Source organism: Micromonospora sp. DT46 (assembly GCF_049841735.1).
Taxonomy (GTDB): Bacteria; Actinomycetota; Actinomycetes; order Mycobacteriales; family Micromonosporaceae; genus Micromonospora; species Micromonospora reichwaldensis.
This window is the reverse complement of record NZ_JBNCKW010000005.1, coordinates 338,412-352,655: the sequence shown is the minus strand read 5'-3', so window position 1 is coordinate 352,655 and position 14,244 is coordinate 338,412. Positions and strand designations below refer to the sequence as shown.

Below are 14,244 nucleotides of genomic sequence, written 5' to 3'. Positions count from 1 at the left end.
CCGCCCGGCGGGGCGGCGGAGCGGGGCTGGCCGCCCGGCGGGGCGGCGGAGCGGGGCTGGCCGCCCGGCGGGGCGGCGGAGCGGGGCTGGCCGCCCGGCGGGGCGGCGACGGACTACCGGGGTGTCTGGTACTGGAAGTCGTTGGGGTTGACCGCCGCCGGCTTCGGGTCCTCCTGCCAGGCGCCCTCCCCGGGGCGGGCGACGAGGGCGTCCAGCAGGTCCTCCCGTTCCATGTGCGCGGCCCCCACGATGCCGCCGCGCACCGCCATCGCCCGCAGCGCCTCGGTGTCCTTGTCGTGCAGCGGTTCGTCCATCGTCGCCTCCTCCAGGCCCGTCGGCGGTCGGCGACCGCCCCGTCGCGCGTCAGGAGGCCCATACCCGGACAGGGGCCGGGGAACCCTGCGCCGCCCGCCCGGCGTACGGATGTCGGGCCGCCCCGCGCCCGGCCGACTACGCTGGCGGGGGTTCGTCCCACGGGACATCAGCGGCGAGGGGAGACGCGGCATGGCGTGGAGCTGGCGGTACGAGGGCGCGAACGGTGAGTCGGTCGAGGGGCCGGCGGAGTCGTTCAGCAGCCAGGCGGACGCCGAGTCCTGGATCGGTCAGGCCTGGCGGGAGCTCGCGGCGTCCGGCGTCACCTCGGTCACACTCGTGGAGGACGACCGGGTGGACTACCGCATGAGCCTGCTGCCTCCGGCGGAGTGATGGCCGGCGACCGCCCGGGGGGCGAGCCGTTGGTGCTCGGCGTGCCCCGGGCGGCGTTCCGGCCCAGCCCCGTCTTCCTCGCCCTGGTCGCGCTCTTCGTGACCAGCGGGGTGCTCACCTGGAACGGGTTCGGCAACGTCCGGCTCGACGTGTTCCTCTTCGTCGTGTCCGGCTGGCTGGTCTCGCTCTGCCTGCACGAGTACGCCCACGCCGTCGTCGCCTACCGGGCCGGCGACCGCAGCGTCGCCCACCGGGGCTACCTGACGCTCAACCCGCTGAAGTACAGCCACCCGCTGCTGTCGATCGGGCTGCCCGTGGTGGTCGTGCTGCTCGGCGGCATCGGCCTGCCCGGCGGGGCGGTGTGGGTGGACCGGCACGCCATCCCGGGACGGCTGCGGCACACCCTGGTCAGCCTGGCGGGCCCGGCCACCAACGTGCTGTTCACGCTGGTGCTGGTGCTCGCCGTACGCCTCGGGGCGGCCGGCGGCGGGCCGGTCGAGTTCTGGGCGGCCGTGGCGCTGCTGGCGTTCCTCCAGCTCACCGCGAGCGTGCTCAACCTGCTCCCGGTGCCCGGCCTGGACGGCGGCAACATGATCCAGCCGTGGCTGAACCCGCAGTGGCGCAGGATGTACGACCTGTTCGCCCCGTTCGGCTTCATCCTGCTGTTCGCGCTGCTGTGGAACCCGCGGATCGGCGGCTGGTTCTTCGACGCGGTCTTCGCCGTCGGCGACTTCCTCGGCCTGCCCCCGTGGCTCTACGCCCTCGGCCTGGACCTGATCCGCTTCTGGCAGGGCTGACCCGCGCCCCCGCCGGCACGGTCCGGCCCGGGCGGCCCGTGGTGCGGGCCGGCCCGGGCCGGGACGCGTCACGGGCGCTCGGCGGGAGACTCCGTGCGGGCCGGGTCGCGCTCGACGATCGGGTCGACGATCTCGTCGATCGCCTTGAGCAGCTCGGCGTCGAGCTTCACGCCGGCCGCCTTGACGTTGTCGTGCACCTGCTCCGGGCGGGAGGCGCCGACGATCGCCGAGGAGACGTTCGGGTTCTGCAACACCCAGGCGACGGCGAGCTGCGCCATGCTCAGTCCGGCCTGCTCGGCCAGCGGCTTGAGCCGCTGCACCCGGTTCAGGACCTCGTCGGTCATGAACCGGGAGATGAAGCCCGCGCCTGACTTCTCGTCGGTGGCCCGGGAGCCGGCCGGCGGCGGCTGGCCCGGCAGGTACTTGCCCGAGAGCACGCCCTGCGCGATCGGCGACCAGACGATCTGCCCGATGCCCAGCTCCTCGCTGGTGGGGACGACCTCGGACTCGATGACCCGCCAGAGCATCGAGTACTGCGGCTGGTTGGAGACCAGCGGGATGTGCAGCTCACGGGCGAGCTGGTGGGCCGCGCGGATCTCCGACGCCTTCCACTCGGAGACGCCGATGTAGAGCGCCTTGCCGGAGTGCACGACGTCGGCGAACGCCTCCATCGTCTCCTCCAGCGGCGTGCTGTGGTCGTACCGGTGGGCCTGGTAGAGGTCCACGTAGTCGGTGCGCAGCCGGCGCAGCGAGCCGTTGATCGACTCCATGATGTGCTTGCGGGACAGGCCCCGGTCGTTGCGGCCCGGCCCGGTGGGCCAGTACACCTTGGTGAAGATCTCCAGCCCCTCGCGCCGCTCGCCCTCCAGCGCGCGGCCCAGCACGTCCTCGGCGCGGGTGCCCGCGTACACGTCGGCCGTGTCGAAGGTGGTGATGCCGGCGTCCAGGGCGGCCCGGACGCAGGCGAACGCCGCGTCCTCCTCGACCTGCGAGCCGTGGGTGATCCAGTTGCCGTACGAGATCTCGCTGACCATCAGGCCGGAACGGCCCAGGTGACGGAATTCCATGAGTCGACCCTAGCCCGTTCCGATCATGCCCACCCCTCGTGGCGGGCCACCCTGTCGCTCAGAGCACGGGGCTGGTGTCGACGAGCAGCCGCTCGATCTCGGCGACGACCTCGTCGCGGTCGCGGTGCACCGGCTCGATGAGCAGCTCGCCCCGCCGGTCGAGCGCGCCCCAGCGGCCCGTGCCGTCGCCGACCAGGAACGCGACCGGGTGGACGACCAGCGCCGGATAGCTGGGCGCCACCAGCACCTTCCCGGCCCGGTTCACCACGCCGCGCCGGCCGGCCACCTCCACCACGGCCAGCCCCTCCTCGGTGAAGCCGTCGACGTACCGGCCGTCGGCCAGGACGGTGGCGAACCCGTGGTGCCGGGTGGGCACCACGATCCGGCCGTTGCGGTCGACCGCGCCCCAGCCGTCGCGGCGGACCACGGCCACGCCGCGTTGGAACGGGCGTACGTCCGCGAAGCCGTGCGGCACGACCACCTCGCCGGTGGCGTCGATCGCCACCCAGCCGGCGTCGCCGCCGTCGGACACCCAGGCCAGCCCGTCGGAGAACGAGCGGACCACCGGGTACGACGGTTCGAGCACCGTGGCGCCGGTACGGTCGATGAGCGACCACCGCTCGGTCTCGGGGCGCCGCACCCAGGCCAGCCCGTCGCGGAACGGCTGCGCCTCCGCGTACCCGGCCGCGATGACCAGGTCGCCGTCCGGGTCGGAGAAACCCCACAGGTCGCCGTCGCGGGCCGGCATCGGGGGCCGGTCACGCTCCAGCACCTCCTCGCGGCTGCGCGGGTACGGCCCGAAGCCCGTCTCCGCGACCCGCTCCGCCACCGCGTCCAGGCTCAGCCGGATCCGGGCCTGCAACTCGGGGTCCTCGGTGCCACGCAGGTCCAGGGCCCGCTCGAAGTGGTGACAGGCCTCCATCAGCCGACCCTGGTCGTAGCAGGACCGCCCGGCGTGCTCGTGCAGCACCGCGCGCAGCCGCTGTGGCAACTCCGTGGAGTTCGCCTCGGCGAAGAGCCGGTCGGCCTCGACGAACTCGCCGCGCCAGCGCAACACGTGCGCCAGCCGAGCCTGAGCCACCGCCGTACGCCGCAGCTCCCCGGTGGCCTCGGCGTAGGTGAGCGCGAGCCGACCGTCCGCCAGGGCGTCGTCCAGTTCGCCGAGAATCCGGGACACCACCGCCCGCAGACTGAGCAGCCGGGCGCGCGACTTGTTGTCCACGGCCGCGCCCAGCTTCTCGGTCAGCCGCCGCCGGATCGTCCGGAACTCGTCCGGCTCCTCCACGACCTCCCGCAGGGTGGCCGGATCGAGCCGCCACCGGTAGCTCGCCAGCACCTGCTCCGGATCGCCCTGCGCCGCGCTCTGGTGCCCGGCGTCCCGCGACCCGACGGGCATCCCGGCGGCCCGCGGTCCGCTGCTGCCCACTCCGGCGTCCCGTGGTCCGTCGGCCCGTGGTCCGGCCGTGTTTGGTCCGGTGGTCTGTGGCTCGGTGGCGCTCGGTTGGGTGGTCCGTGGTTCGGTGGCGCTCGGTTGGGTGGTCCGTGGTTCGGTGGTGCCCGGTTGGGTGGTCCGTGGTTCGGTGGTGCCCGGTTCGGTGGTCCGTGGTTCGGCGGCGCTGGCTCCGACGGCGTGGGGTTCGGTGGTGTTCGTTGCGGCGATGGCTGGCTCGGCGGTGCGGGACGCGGAGGTCCGTTCCGCGCTCGTCGATGGCACCTGCCCGCCGGGCGGCGTGGCGGCGGGCGGGGTGGCGATGGGGGGCGTGGCGGCGGGCGGCGTGGCGGCAGGCGGCGCGGACACCGGCTGCGCCGACGGCTCGGAGGGGGGCGGTACCGGCGAGGCGTCCGTGGGCGGTGCCGAGGCCGTCGGCGGCGCGGAAACGGGCCGGGCCGGCACGAGGTCTGCGGCGGGTGCGGAGACAGGTTGCGGTGCCTGCGACAACGCGCCAGGGACGATGGGCGGGGGCGGCGCCGACGCGGCGGGCGGAGCGGAGACAGGCTCGCCCGGCGGGGCCGACACCGCGTCGGCCTGTGGCGCGGCAGTGGCGGACGCGTCCCGCGCAGGCACGTACGCATCCGACGCGACGGGCGGCCCGGAAACAGGCGGTACCGGCGGCGCGGCGATGGGCTGGGCCGGCGGAGCGGAGACAGGACGCGGGGCCGGTGGCGCGGAGACCTGCTCGGCCGCTGGCGAGTCGATGAGCCGGGCTGGCGACGGGAAGACCTGCTGGGCCGCTGGCGCGTCGATGGGCTGGGCCGGTGGCGCGGAAACCTGCTGGGCCGGTGGCGCGGAGACAGGGCGCGGGGCCGGTGCGGCCGGGACCGACTCGTTCGTCTCGGCCGTCGCCCCGACGACAGAACCGGCCCGGGACACCTCCGCCGGCTCGGCCGGAGGGCCGGCGACGGGGGAGACCGGCAGTGTGGACACCGATGTCGCAGCGCCGACGGGCGGAGCGGACACGGGACGCGGATCGGCCGCGGTGGGTGGAACACCACGGGTGTCAAAAGCCTTCGGTGACAACCATGGTGTTCCACCGGTGGGCGCAGCCGGGTCGTTCGGCACCCGCTCGACCGATTCGAGCGTGGGAGTGGTGGCGTGCCCGTCCATGCGCGGGGCCGATGTGTCCGTGCCCGCCGCGCTCGGGTAGGGCGGCGGCGCTGCTTCGTACTGTGCCGCTGTCTGCGGGGCGGTTCCATTCGCCGTGACGGCATCGGGCCCGGCCGGCTGTGCCTGGGCTGCTGCCGCCGTCGGTGCTTCCGGCATCGGCCGTACGACCGGCGCCGCAACCTGCGGGCCGGACGGTGGTGCCGACACGGGCCGGGTAGGAGTTGCGAAGACCGGGCGTGGCGTGGGCGACGCGGAGTTGGCCTGCCCGGGAGGCGCGGAGACGGGCGCTGCGGAGTTGGCCTGCGCCGGCGGCGTGGACGGTGCGGTGACGGGCGACGTGGACGGTGCAGGCACGGGCGGCGCGGGGATGGGCGGTGCGGACGGTGCGGGGATGGGCGGTGCGGGCGCGGGCGGCGCGGGCGCTGCGGTGACTGGCTGCTCCGGCGGGACGGCGACCGGCGGCAGGTCCGCCAGCGTCGGTTCCTGGACGGTCGGCGGCGCCGGGACGGCAGGCGCAGGGGACGTCGGGGCAGGCGTTGGGGCCGGGGCGGCGGGCGGAGCGGACACCGGGTCGGGTGCGGAAGGCGCCGGCACAGCGGGCGAAACGTGTACCGGCTCGGCAAGGGTGGGCGCGGGCGGTGCCAGCCCAGCGGGCGGACCAGACGCCTGCTCGGAAAGGGAGGACGCGGGCGGTGCCGGCGCTGTGGCCGGTACGACCCGTGGGCCGGACACCGTTGGGATGGCCGGCAGGACCGGGGCCGATTCCGCCGGCTCGGTCGGCGGTTCGGGGTGGTCGTGAGACGGTGACGTGGATCTCGCCGACGACGAGGTGGCAGGTTCGGGCGAGGCGGCACCGCCGTCGGGCGGATTCGGTACCGACCCGTCGAGGCCACGGTTCGGCACGGCGTCTACGCCCGGCGTGCTGTGGGGAGTCGACACGCCGCTTGCAGCCGCCGTGCCGTTTGCAGCCGCCGTATCCCTCGGGGCCGCCGTGCCGTTTGCAGCCGTCGTACCACTCGGGTCCGGCGCCTGGCTGGGTGCCGCCGCGCCACTCGATGCGGCCGTGCTGCTCGGAGTCGACACGCCGCTCTGCGCCGCCGCGCCGCTCTGCGCCGGCGTGCCGCTCGGAGTCGCCGTGCCGCTCGGAGTCGCCGTGCCGCCCAGGGGCGGCGTGGTGGTCGGGGGAGGCGTGGTGGTCGGGGGAGAGGCAGCCTGGCCGGCGGGCCGAGACCCGTCCGGCGTGACCGGGGCAGGTGCCGCGGGCCGGGACGGTCGGAACCAGGCGTCCGGTCCGCTCGAGGTGGGCGCCTGGGGAGGCGGCGGGGCGGCCGGTGTGGGCGGGTCGCTCGGCGGTGGCGGGACGTACCGCCTGGGCCTGTCGGGCGCGATGGGCGCCTGCGGTGCCGGGACGTCCTGCCTGGCCGTGCCTGCGGCTGCCGGGGCTTCCGGCGAGCGGTGCGGTGCGCTCGGACGGGTGGCGGACGGCTGCCCCGACGGCGTGGGGGCCGGGGGCTGGGCCACGGACCGGGCTTCGCCGTGCCCGGTGCCCGGGTGCGGCGTCGGTGCGTCCGGCCGGGCCGGTCCTGGGTGTGCCGGGGCCGGACCGGGGACCGTGCTGGCGGTCGACTGGCGGGCCGGACCGGCCGCGTCGGCGGTCGTCTCCGGGGCCGGACCGGGCACCGCGCTGGCTGTCGCCTGCCGGGTCGCGTCGGCGGTCGTCTCCGGGGCCGGACCGGACACCCTGCTGGCGGTCGCCTCCGGTGCCGGCAGGAACTCCAGGCGCAGTCGGGCGGCGGGAGGCGCCGAGATCGGCGTGGCGTCGTCCTCCGGGGCCGGGCGGGGCGTGTGGCCGGTGGCCGGACCCGCTGGCGGCACCGGCCGCCCGACCACCTGGTCCACCGGGCCCGCCGGCGATACCGGGCGGCCGACGGTTGGGCCCGCCGGCGATACCGGTTGGCGGACGTCCGGGCCTGCCGGCGATACCGGGTGGCGGACGGTTGGGCCTGCCGGCGATACCGGTTGGCGGACGTCCGGGCCTGCCGGCGATACCGGTTGGCGGACGGTTGGGCCTGCCGGCGATACCGGTTGGCGGACGTCCGGGCCCGCCGGCGATACCGGTTGGCGGACATCCGGGCCTGCCGGCGATACCGGGCGGTTGACGCTCGGGCCTGCCGGCGAGACCGGGGCCGAGGCGGGATCCGCCGGCGAGACCGGGGCCGGGGCGGGACCCGCTGGCGACGTCCGGCCGGAGAGGGGCCCGGCGGGTGAGACCGGGCCGGCAGGCGAGACAGGCCCGGACAGAGGGCCGGCGGGCGACACCGGCCGACCGTGGACCGGCGCGGTCGGGTCGGGCCGGTCGGAGCGTGGCAGGTCGCGGGCCGGCGCGGGGGAGACGGGGCGGCCCGGCGGCGGAACGTCCCCGGCCGGGGCCCGGAAGCCCGCCGGTCCGGGAGCCGGCGCCCCGGACGTCGTCGGGGCACCGTAGGTGGGGGATTGCGGCCGTTGGTCGTACCCGGGCGGGAGCGGCGGGGTCGCGGCGTCCTGGGGGCGGTCGGCCGGTCGCCGGTGCTCGGGGCGGGGTTCGGCGCGCCGCGCCGCGTCCCGGTCGGAGCCGGGCCGCAGGGGGCCGGGCGGTGGCCAGGGCAGGCCGCCGTCCTGCCGCGGGTGTCCCCGGTACGCCTCGGCCTCCCGAGGGGCGTCGGGCCGGGCGACCCCGCGCGGCCCCCGCTCCGGGTACGTCTCGGCGCGCGCCGCCTCGTGCGCCCGCCATCGCTCGTCCGGCTCCTGCTGCCGCCGCTGGCTGTCCGGAGGCGCCTGCTGGCCGGCGGGAGCCCGGTCGGGGCGTGGCCACCCGTCGGCGGGTACGCCGGCCTCGCGGCCCCGCCCGCCGGGGCCGCGGTCCCACTGCGAGTCGGCCGAGCGCTCCGGCTGCGGGGCAGCCGAACGCCCCCATTGCCCATCGGAAGGACGCTCCCGCTGCCCATCGAAAGGACGCTCCCGCTGCCCATCAAAAGGACGCTCACGCTGGCCGTCGGAAAGACGGTCATGCTGGCCGTCGGAAAGACGGTCATGCTGGCCGTCGGAAAGACGGTCATGCTGGCCGTCGGAAGGACGCTCCCGCTGGCCGTCGACCGGACGCTCCCGCTGGCCGTCGACCGGACGCTCCCGCTGGCCGTCGGAGGGGCGGGGCTCCGGGGCCGGGGCCGCCCACTGGTAGCGGCGCCCGTCAGCGTCCGCCTGGCGGTCGTGGACGGTCTCCGCTCGGCGGTCGTGGCCGGACGCGGCGGGACGGTCGTGAACGCGCCCGGGGCGGTGGTCGTGGCCCGGGTCCGGCCGGCGGTCGTAGCCGGCGTCCGGGCGCTCGTACGCCGTGGGGCGGCGGGGCGGCGCGTCCTCGTCGGGCTCCGGGAGCCAGCCCGGCTCGGGCCGGCCGGCGGGGGAGACGGGACGGTCCCGCCCGGCCGGCTCGTACCGGGGGGTGCGGCTGTCGTAGCGGTCGGGACCGGCGTGGTCGCGCTGTCGGGGGGAGTCGACGGGCCGGCCGGGGGCGTCGAACTGACCCCGGTCGTTGCGGTGTGGCGGCTCCTGTCGGGGCGGCCACTGCCGGTCGTCCGGCCGGCGCGGCTCGGCGGGCGGGCGGCGGTACGACTCGCCGCCGTACCGACGCGCGTCGGGGCCGTCCGGTTGGCCGTGCCACGCGTCCTGCCGACCGGGCCGCCCGTCGGGCAGGTCGTCCCACGACCGGCCGATGTAGGTCCCGTCCGGCCGGGTGGGTGCGAGCGGGGGCACCTCGGCCCGGCCCACGGCCGAGCGGCCCCGGGGCGCGGCCGGCGCGTGTTCGACGCCGATGTCGCCCGCGTAGCGCTGGCCGGGGAACTGCGGGTGCCACTCGGTGGTGGGCTCGATCATCCAGGCCGGTTCGGCGGAGTCGTGCCAGTGGTCGTAGTAGCGGCTCATCCGGTTGCCCTGTCGCCACGGAGGGTAGGCGGAACGCCCGGTGCCAGCCGCCGGGGAGCGGGCGCGCCCGGGTGCCCGGCTGGCGTCCGTCCGCTCACGGCGGCGCCCCGGTGGCCGGCCCGCGTCCGCTCGCTCACGGCGATGTCACCTCGTTGGAAATTGTCGCGCTGGGCGCTCCACGTGCCGGTAGAGTCGCCCCTCCGGTACGGCGTGGCTGCGGAAGGAGGGTAGCGGCGTGGGCTCGCTCACCGCCACTGTGGCACCGCCCACCACCCCAAACGTTATCCTATGGTTCCGGACATTTAAGGCTATAACCGGATCAGGCTTCCGACGTTACGCCACGTACCGGCAGGCATCGGTGGCGGGCGTCGTGACCAATACGGTCTTCGGCTTCCTGCGGTGCTACGTCCTGCTCGCGGCGGTCGGCGCGGCCGGCACGGTGGCCGGGTACGACCGGGGGCAGCTCGCCACCTTCGTCTGGGTGGGCCAGGGCCTGCTGGCGGTCGTCCTGCTCTGGGGCTGGACCGAGCTGGCCGACCGGATCCGCACCGGCGACGTCGCCAGCGACCTGCTGCGGCCGGTGCACCCCGTGACCAGCCATCTCGCCGCCGACCTGGGTCGCGCCGGCCACGCCGCGCTGGTCCGGTTCCTGCCGCCGGTGCTAGTCGGGCCGCTCTTCTTCGAGGTCCACGTGCCCCGCCGCTGGGCCACCCTGCCGATCTTCGCGTTCTCCGCCGTCGTCGCCGTGGTCCTCTGCTTCGGCTGCCGGTTCCTGGTCAACGCGACCGCGTACTGGTTGCAGGACGTCCGAGGGCCGGTGATCCTCTGGACCCTCGCGTCGGGCGTGCTCGCCGGGCTCTACTTCCCACTGCGCTTCCTGCCGGAGTGGCTCCAGCTCGTGCTGTGGCTGGGCACCCCCTTCCCGAGCCTGCTCCAGACCCCGCTCGACGTGCTGGTCGAGCGGGACCCGACCGGCACGCAGGTCGGGCTGGTCGGCCTCCAGCTCGCCTGGGCGGTGCTGATTCTGGCCGCCTGCCGGCTGGTGCAGCGGCGCGCGGAACGCCGCCTGGTGGTGCAGGGTGGCTGAGGCGTCGGGCGGGGCGCTGGCCGCGTACCGGGCGCTGCTCGGCGCGCAGGCACGCGCGCAGACGGCGTACCGGACCTCGTTCGTCATCGACGTGGTCGGCAACGTCGGGTCCACCGTCTTCGACGTGCTGACCGTGCTGGTGATCTTCGGGGTCACCCGGGAGCTGGGCGGCTTCACGCTGCGCGAGACGCTGGTGGTCGTCGGCCTCTCGACGTGCGCGTTCGCCGTCGCCGACCTGCTGGTGGGCAACATCGAGCGGCTGCCCCGGTACGTGCGCACCGGGCTCTTCGACGCCGTGCTGGTCCGCCCGCTCGGCGCCCTGCCCCAGCTGCTGCTGATGGACCTGCCGCTGCGCAAGGTGTCCCGGGCGGTCTTCGGGATCGCCGTGCTGGTCGTCGCGGTCGGCTCCGCCGGCGTCGAGTGGACCCCGGCGCGGGCGCTGCTGGTGGTCCTCGCCCCGCTGGCCGGGGTGGTCTTCTTCGGGTCGGTCTTCGTGGCCACCGCCACCGTCTCGTTCTGGTGGGTCGACTCGGGTGAGCTGGCCAACTCGGTCACCTACGGCGGGCGGGACTTCGCCTCGTACCCGGTCACCGTCTTCGAGGGCTGGTTCCGCGCGGTGTTCGCGTACGGCCTGGGCTTCGCCTTCGTCAGCTACCACCCGGCGCTGGCGCTGCTCGGCCGCGCCGACCCGCTCGGCCTGCCGGCGTGGGTGGGCTTCACCGCGCCGGCCGTCGCGCTGGTCGCGGCCGTCGGTGCGGCGGCGGCCTGGCGCACCGGGGTCCGCCACTACCGGAGTACGGGGTCGTGAGCGACGACGTGATCGTGGTCGACGGGCTGCGCAAGGAGTTCACCGTCCGGGTGCGCACCGGCCGGCTGCGGCGGGAGAAGCGGCGGGTCACCGCCGTGGACGGGATCGACCTGCGGGTGGCCCGGGGCGAGATGCTCGGCTACATCGGGCCCAACGGTGCCGGCAAGTCGACGACGCTCAAGATGTTCACGGGCGTGCTGACGCCTTCCGCCGGCGAGGTACGCGTGTGCGGCCTGCGCCCGGTGGCCGAGCGGACCCGGCTCGCGCTGCGCGTCGGCGTGGTCTTCGGCCAGCGCTCGCAGCTCTGGTGGGACCTGCCGCTGGGCGACTCGTTCGCGCTGCTGCGGCACGTCTACCGAGTGCCGGCCGCCGCGCACGCCGCCCGGCTGCGCCGCTGCCGGAGCCTGCTCGACCTGGATCCGTTCCTGGACACCCCGGTAAGGCAGCTCTCCCTCGGGCAGCGCATGCGCGGCGAGCTGACCGCCGCGCTGCTGCACGGCCCGGAGGTGCTCTTCCTCGACGAGCCCACCATCGGCCTCGACGTGGTCAGCAAGCAGGCGGTCCGCGGCTTCCTCGGCGAGCTGGGCCGGGCCGGGGACACGACGCTGGTGCTCACCACGCACGACCTGGCCGACATCGAGCGGCTCTGCCGGCGCCTGGTGGTGGTCGACCACGGGCGGGTGGTGCACGACGGGTCGATCGCCGCGCTGCACGAGCGGTACGGGTCGCGCCGGCTGCTCGTCGCCGACCTGGACGCACCGCTGGCCGAGCCGCCGGTGCTGCCCGGCGCGCCGCTGCAACGGCAGGAGGCCGACGGGCACCGGCTGGTCTTCGCGTTGGAGTCGGCGGGGGTGGCCGAGGTGGTGGCGGCCCTGGCCGGGCTGGGCGCGCTGCGGGACGTCTCGCTCGTCGAGCCGGACATCGAGGACGTGGTGGCCCGGCTCTACCGGAGTCGCTGACGCCGCCGCGAGGCCAGCCGCCGGGGCCGTGACGGCGATGGCCCCTACCGCGCTGCGGTAGGGGCCATCGGTGCGGCAGGCTCAGACCGGGTCGCCGATGTTTACCCGGGGCGCGGGGGCGCGCATCCGGCGGAACGTGATCGACCGCATGATGGCGTAGAGGTAGAGCGAGCCCATCCGCTGCCCGGTGTTCGGGAAACGCTCCCCGACCAGCTTGCGGATCTTCCGGGAGATCAGGAGCGAGTCGACCACCACACCCAGGGCGAGCGCGCCCCAGAGGATGTTGGAGACCAGGCGGACGACCGGCGGCATCGCGGCGTTCGAGCCGATCAGCACGATCAGCGCCCCACCGAAGAACCAGGTGCCGACCGTACGCCGGGAGTCGACCACGTTGCGGGCCAGCAGCCGCTCCGGGCCGCGGTCGCGGGGGCCGCCCTCACGACGGAACTCCTCCGCCGCCTCGGCGCGCAGCTGGCGCTTGCGCTCCCGCTGCTCCTCCTTGGTCAACGGCTTGGTGGCCGCGGCCGGCCGACGGCCGGCGGTGGGCCGCTTCGGGGTGGCCTTGCCCAGCTCCTTCTTGCTCGGGGTGTAGCCCCGGGGCTGGGCAAGCGTGGACTCCTCGTCGGGGGTCACCGGGGTGACGGCCTCGTCGACGAGGTCGGAGGACTTGCGGCGAAACAGCGAGGGCACGCGGAAAGGGTAGCCAAACGACGGCGCCCGGTGCACATCGCGGTGCACCGGGCGCGTACGGGAGTGGTCGACGTTACGGGCGCTCGACGTGCGCGCCCAGGTCGGCCAGCTTCGCCTCGAAGTCCTCGTAGCCCCGGTTGATCAGGTCCACGCCGTAGACCCGGGAGGTGCCCTCGGCGGCCAGCGCGGCGATCAGGTGGCTGAAACCGGCCCGCAGGTCGGGGATGACCAGGTCGGCGGCGTGCAGCTTGCTCGGCCCCGCGATCACGGCCGAGTGCTTGAAGTTGCGCCGGCCGAAGCGGCACGGCGTGCCGCCCAGGCAGTCCCGGTAGACCTGGATGTTGGCGCCCATCGAGTTGAGCGCCTCGGTGTAGCCCAGCCGCTGCTCGTAGACCGTCTCGTGGACGATGGACAGGCCCCGGGCCTGGGTGAGCGCCACCACCAGCGGCTGCTGCCAGTCGGTCATGAAGCCCGGGTGCACGTCGGTCTCCAGCGCCACGGCGTGCAGCTCGCCGCCCGGGTGCCAGAACCGGATCCCGCCCTCCTGGCCCGGGTCGCCCAGCTTCGGCGGCCGGGCGTCGGTGACCTCGTACTCGCCGCCGACGGAGCGGAAGATGTTCAGGAAGGTCATCATGTCGGCCTGCTGCGCGCCGAGCACCTCGACGTGGCCGCGGGTGGCCAGCGCCGCTGCCGCCCAGCTCGCCGCCTCGATCCGGTCCGGGATCGGCCGGTGCGTGTAGCCGTGCAGCTTCGGCACACCCTGGATCTCGATGACCCGGTCGGTGTGCACCTTGATGATCGCGCCCATCTTCTGCAGGATGCAGATCAGGTCGATGATCTCCGGCTCCACCGCGGCGTTGCGCAGCTCGGTGACGCCCTCGGCCATCACGGCCGTCAGCAGCACCTGCTCGGTCGCGCCGACGCTCGGGTACGGCAGGGCGAACTTGGTGCCGTGCAGCCCGTTCGGCGCCGACAGGTGCAGCCCTTCCGGGGTCTTCTCGACCGTCGCACCGAACTCCCGCAGCGCCTGGAGGTGGAAGTCGATCGGGCGCGGCCCGATGTGGCAGCCCCCCAGGTCGGGGATGAAGGCGTGGCCGAGGCGGTGCAGCAGCGGCCCGCAGAAGAGGATCGGGATCCGGCTGGAGCCCGCGTGCACGTTGATCTGGTCCGTGCTGGCGCTCTCCACGTTCGCCGGGTCGAAGACGAGCTCGCCGTCCTCCCCGCCGTCGGTGACCTTGACCCCGTGCAGGCCGAGCAGGCCCCGGACCACCTCGACGTCGCGGATCTTCGGTACGTCGTACAGCCGGCTCGGGCTGTCACCCAGCAGGGCGGCGACCATTGCCTTCGAGACCAGGTTCTTCGCGCCGCGCACGCGGATCCGCCCTTCGAGCGGGGTACCTCCGTGTACGACCAGGACGTCGTCGGTCAACGCAACCTCCAGCGCGTCGGTGCTGCCGTGTTGATGGTGGGGCACACGATTGTCATCGCTACCCGGAATGCGGCCATGTCGAAACGGCCCGCGTGAGTCGTCGCACCGGCAGCATAGCCCTCGGTGACGATCATGGACCC

10 protein-coding genes are annotated in these 14,244 nt (G+C 75.2%); 5 read left to right on the top strand and 5 right to left on the bottom strand.

Annotated elements, in window-relative coordinates:
* Nucleotides 1-113: 113 nt before the first annotated feature.
* On the bottom strand, nucleotides 114-314 hold the full coding sequence (locus tag ACLQ20_RS15900; RefSeq protein WP_121400450.1) for a hypothetical protein: 201 nt from the start codon (nucleotides 312-314) through the stop codon (nucleotides 114-116).
* Between the two features lie 190 nt (nucleotides 315-504).
* Between ACLQ20_RS15900 and ACLQ20_RS15895 the strand changes: the two genes are divergently transcribed.
* On the top strand, nucleotides 505-705 hold the full coding sequence (locus ACLQ20_RS15895) for a hypothetical protein (RefSeq protein WP_151456671.1): 201 nt from the start codon (nucleotides 505-507) through the stop codon (nucleotides 703-705).
* Nucleotides 705-1,502 carry a site-2 protease family protein gene (locus ACLQ20_RS15890; protein ID WP_151456672.1) on the top strand — a complete coding sequence of 266 codons (798 nt, stop codon included), beginning with the start codon at nucleotides 705-707 and terminating at the stop codon, nucleotides 1,500-1,502. The genes ACLQ20_RS15895 and ACLQ20_RS15890 overlap by 1 nt, the downstream gene beginning before the upstream one ends.
* A gap of 68 nt (nucleotides 1,503-1,570) precedes the next feature.
* Here the strand turns inward: ACLQ20_RS15890 and ACLQ20_RS15885 are convergent, their stop codons facing one another.
* Nucleotides 1,571-2,569, bottom strand: a complete 999-nt coding sequence (locus tag ACLQ20_RS15885; RefSeq protein ID WP_151456673.1) for an aldo/keto reductase family protein — start codon at nucleotides 2,567-2,569, stop codon at nucleotides 1,571-1,573.
* Between the two features lie 58 nt (nucleotides 2,570-2,627).
* The gene (locus tag ACLQ20_RS15880; RefSeq protein ID WP_425856431.1) at nucleotides 2,628-4,766 is read right to left on the bottom strand and encodes a WG repeat-containing protein; all 2,139 of its coding nucleotides are present in this window, start codon (nucleotides 4,764-4,766) and stop codon (nucleotides 2,628-2,630) included.
* 4,600 nt (nucleotides 4,767-9,366) lie between these two features.
* On the opposite strand from ACLQ20_RS15880, the gene ACLQ20_RS15875 reads away from it, so the two are divergent.
* The 3 genes from ACLQ20_RS15875 to ACLQ20_RS15865 are packed head-to-tail and all read left to right on the top strand — an operon-like array spanning nucleotide 9,367 to nucleotide 11,985.
* A complete protein-coding gene (locus ACLQ20_RS15875) occupies nucleotides 9,367-10,218 on the top strand; it encodes an ABC transporter permease (protein ID WP_151456663.1) in 852 nt (283 codons plus the stop codon).
* Nucleotides 10,211-11,026, top strand: coding sequence for an ABC transporter permease (locus ACLQ20_RS15870; protein WP_225852421.1), 816 nt, complete (start codon nucleotides 10,211-10,213; stop codon nucleotides 11,024-11,026). Before ACLQ20_RS15875 ends, ACLQ20_RS15870 begins: the two co-directional genes overlap by 8 nt.
* On the top strand, nucleotides 11,023-11,985 hold the full coding sequence (locus tag ACLQ20_RS15865) for an ABC transporter ATP-binding protein (RefSeq protein ID WP_425856149.1): 963 nt from the start codon (nucleotides 11,023-11,025) through the stop codon (nucleotides 11,983-11,985). The genes ACLQ20_RS15870 and ACLQ20_RS15865 overlap by 4 nt, the downstream gene beginning before the upstream one ends.
* An 81-nt stretch (nucleotides 11,986-12,066) precedes the next feature.
* On the opposite strand, the gene ACLQ20_RS15860 is transcribed toward ACLQ20_RS15865, so the two are convergent.
* Both ACLQ20_RS15860 and murA read right to left on the bottom strand, forming a co-directional pair.
* The gene (locus tag ACLQ20_RS15860) at nucleotides 12,067-12,675 is read right to left on the bottom strand and encodes a DUF3043 domain-containing protein (RefSeq protein ID WP_151456662.1); all 609 of its coding nucleotides are present in this window, start codon (nucleotides 12,673-12,675) and stop codon (nucleotides 12,067-12,069) included.
* A 73-nt stretch (nucleotides 12,676-12,748) separates the two neighbouring features.
* On the bottom strand, nucleotides 12,749-14,104 hold the full coding sequence (gene murA / locus ACLQ20_RS15855) for a UDP-N-acetylglucosamine 1-carboxyvinyltransferase (RefSeq protein ID WP_151456661.1): 1,356 nt from the start codon (nucleotides 14,102-14,104) through the stop codon (nucleotides 12,749-12,751).
* Nucleotides 14,105-14,244: the final 140 nt, after the last annotated feature.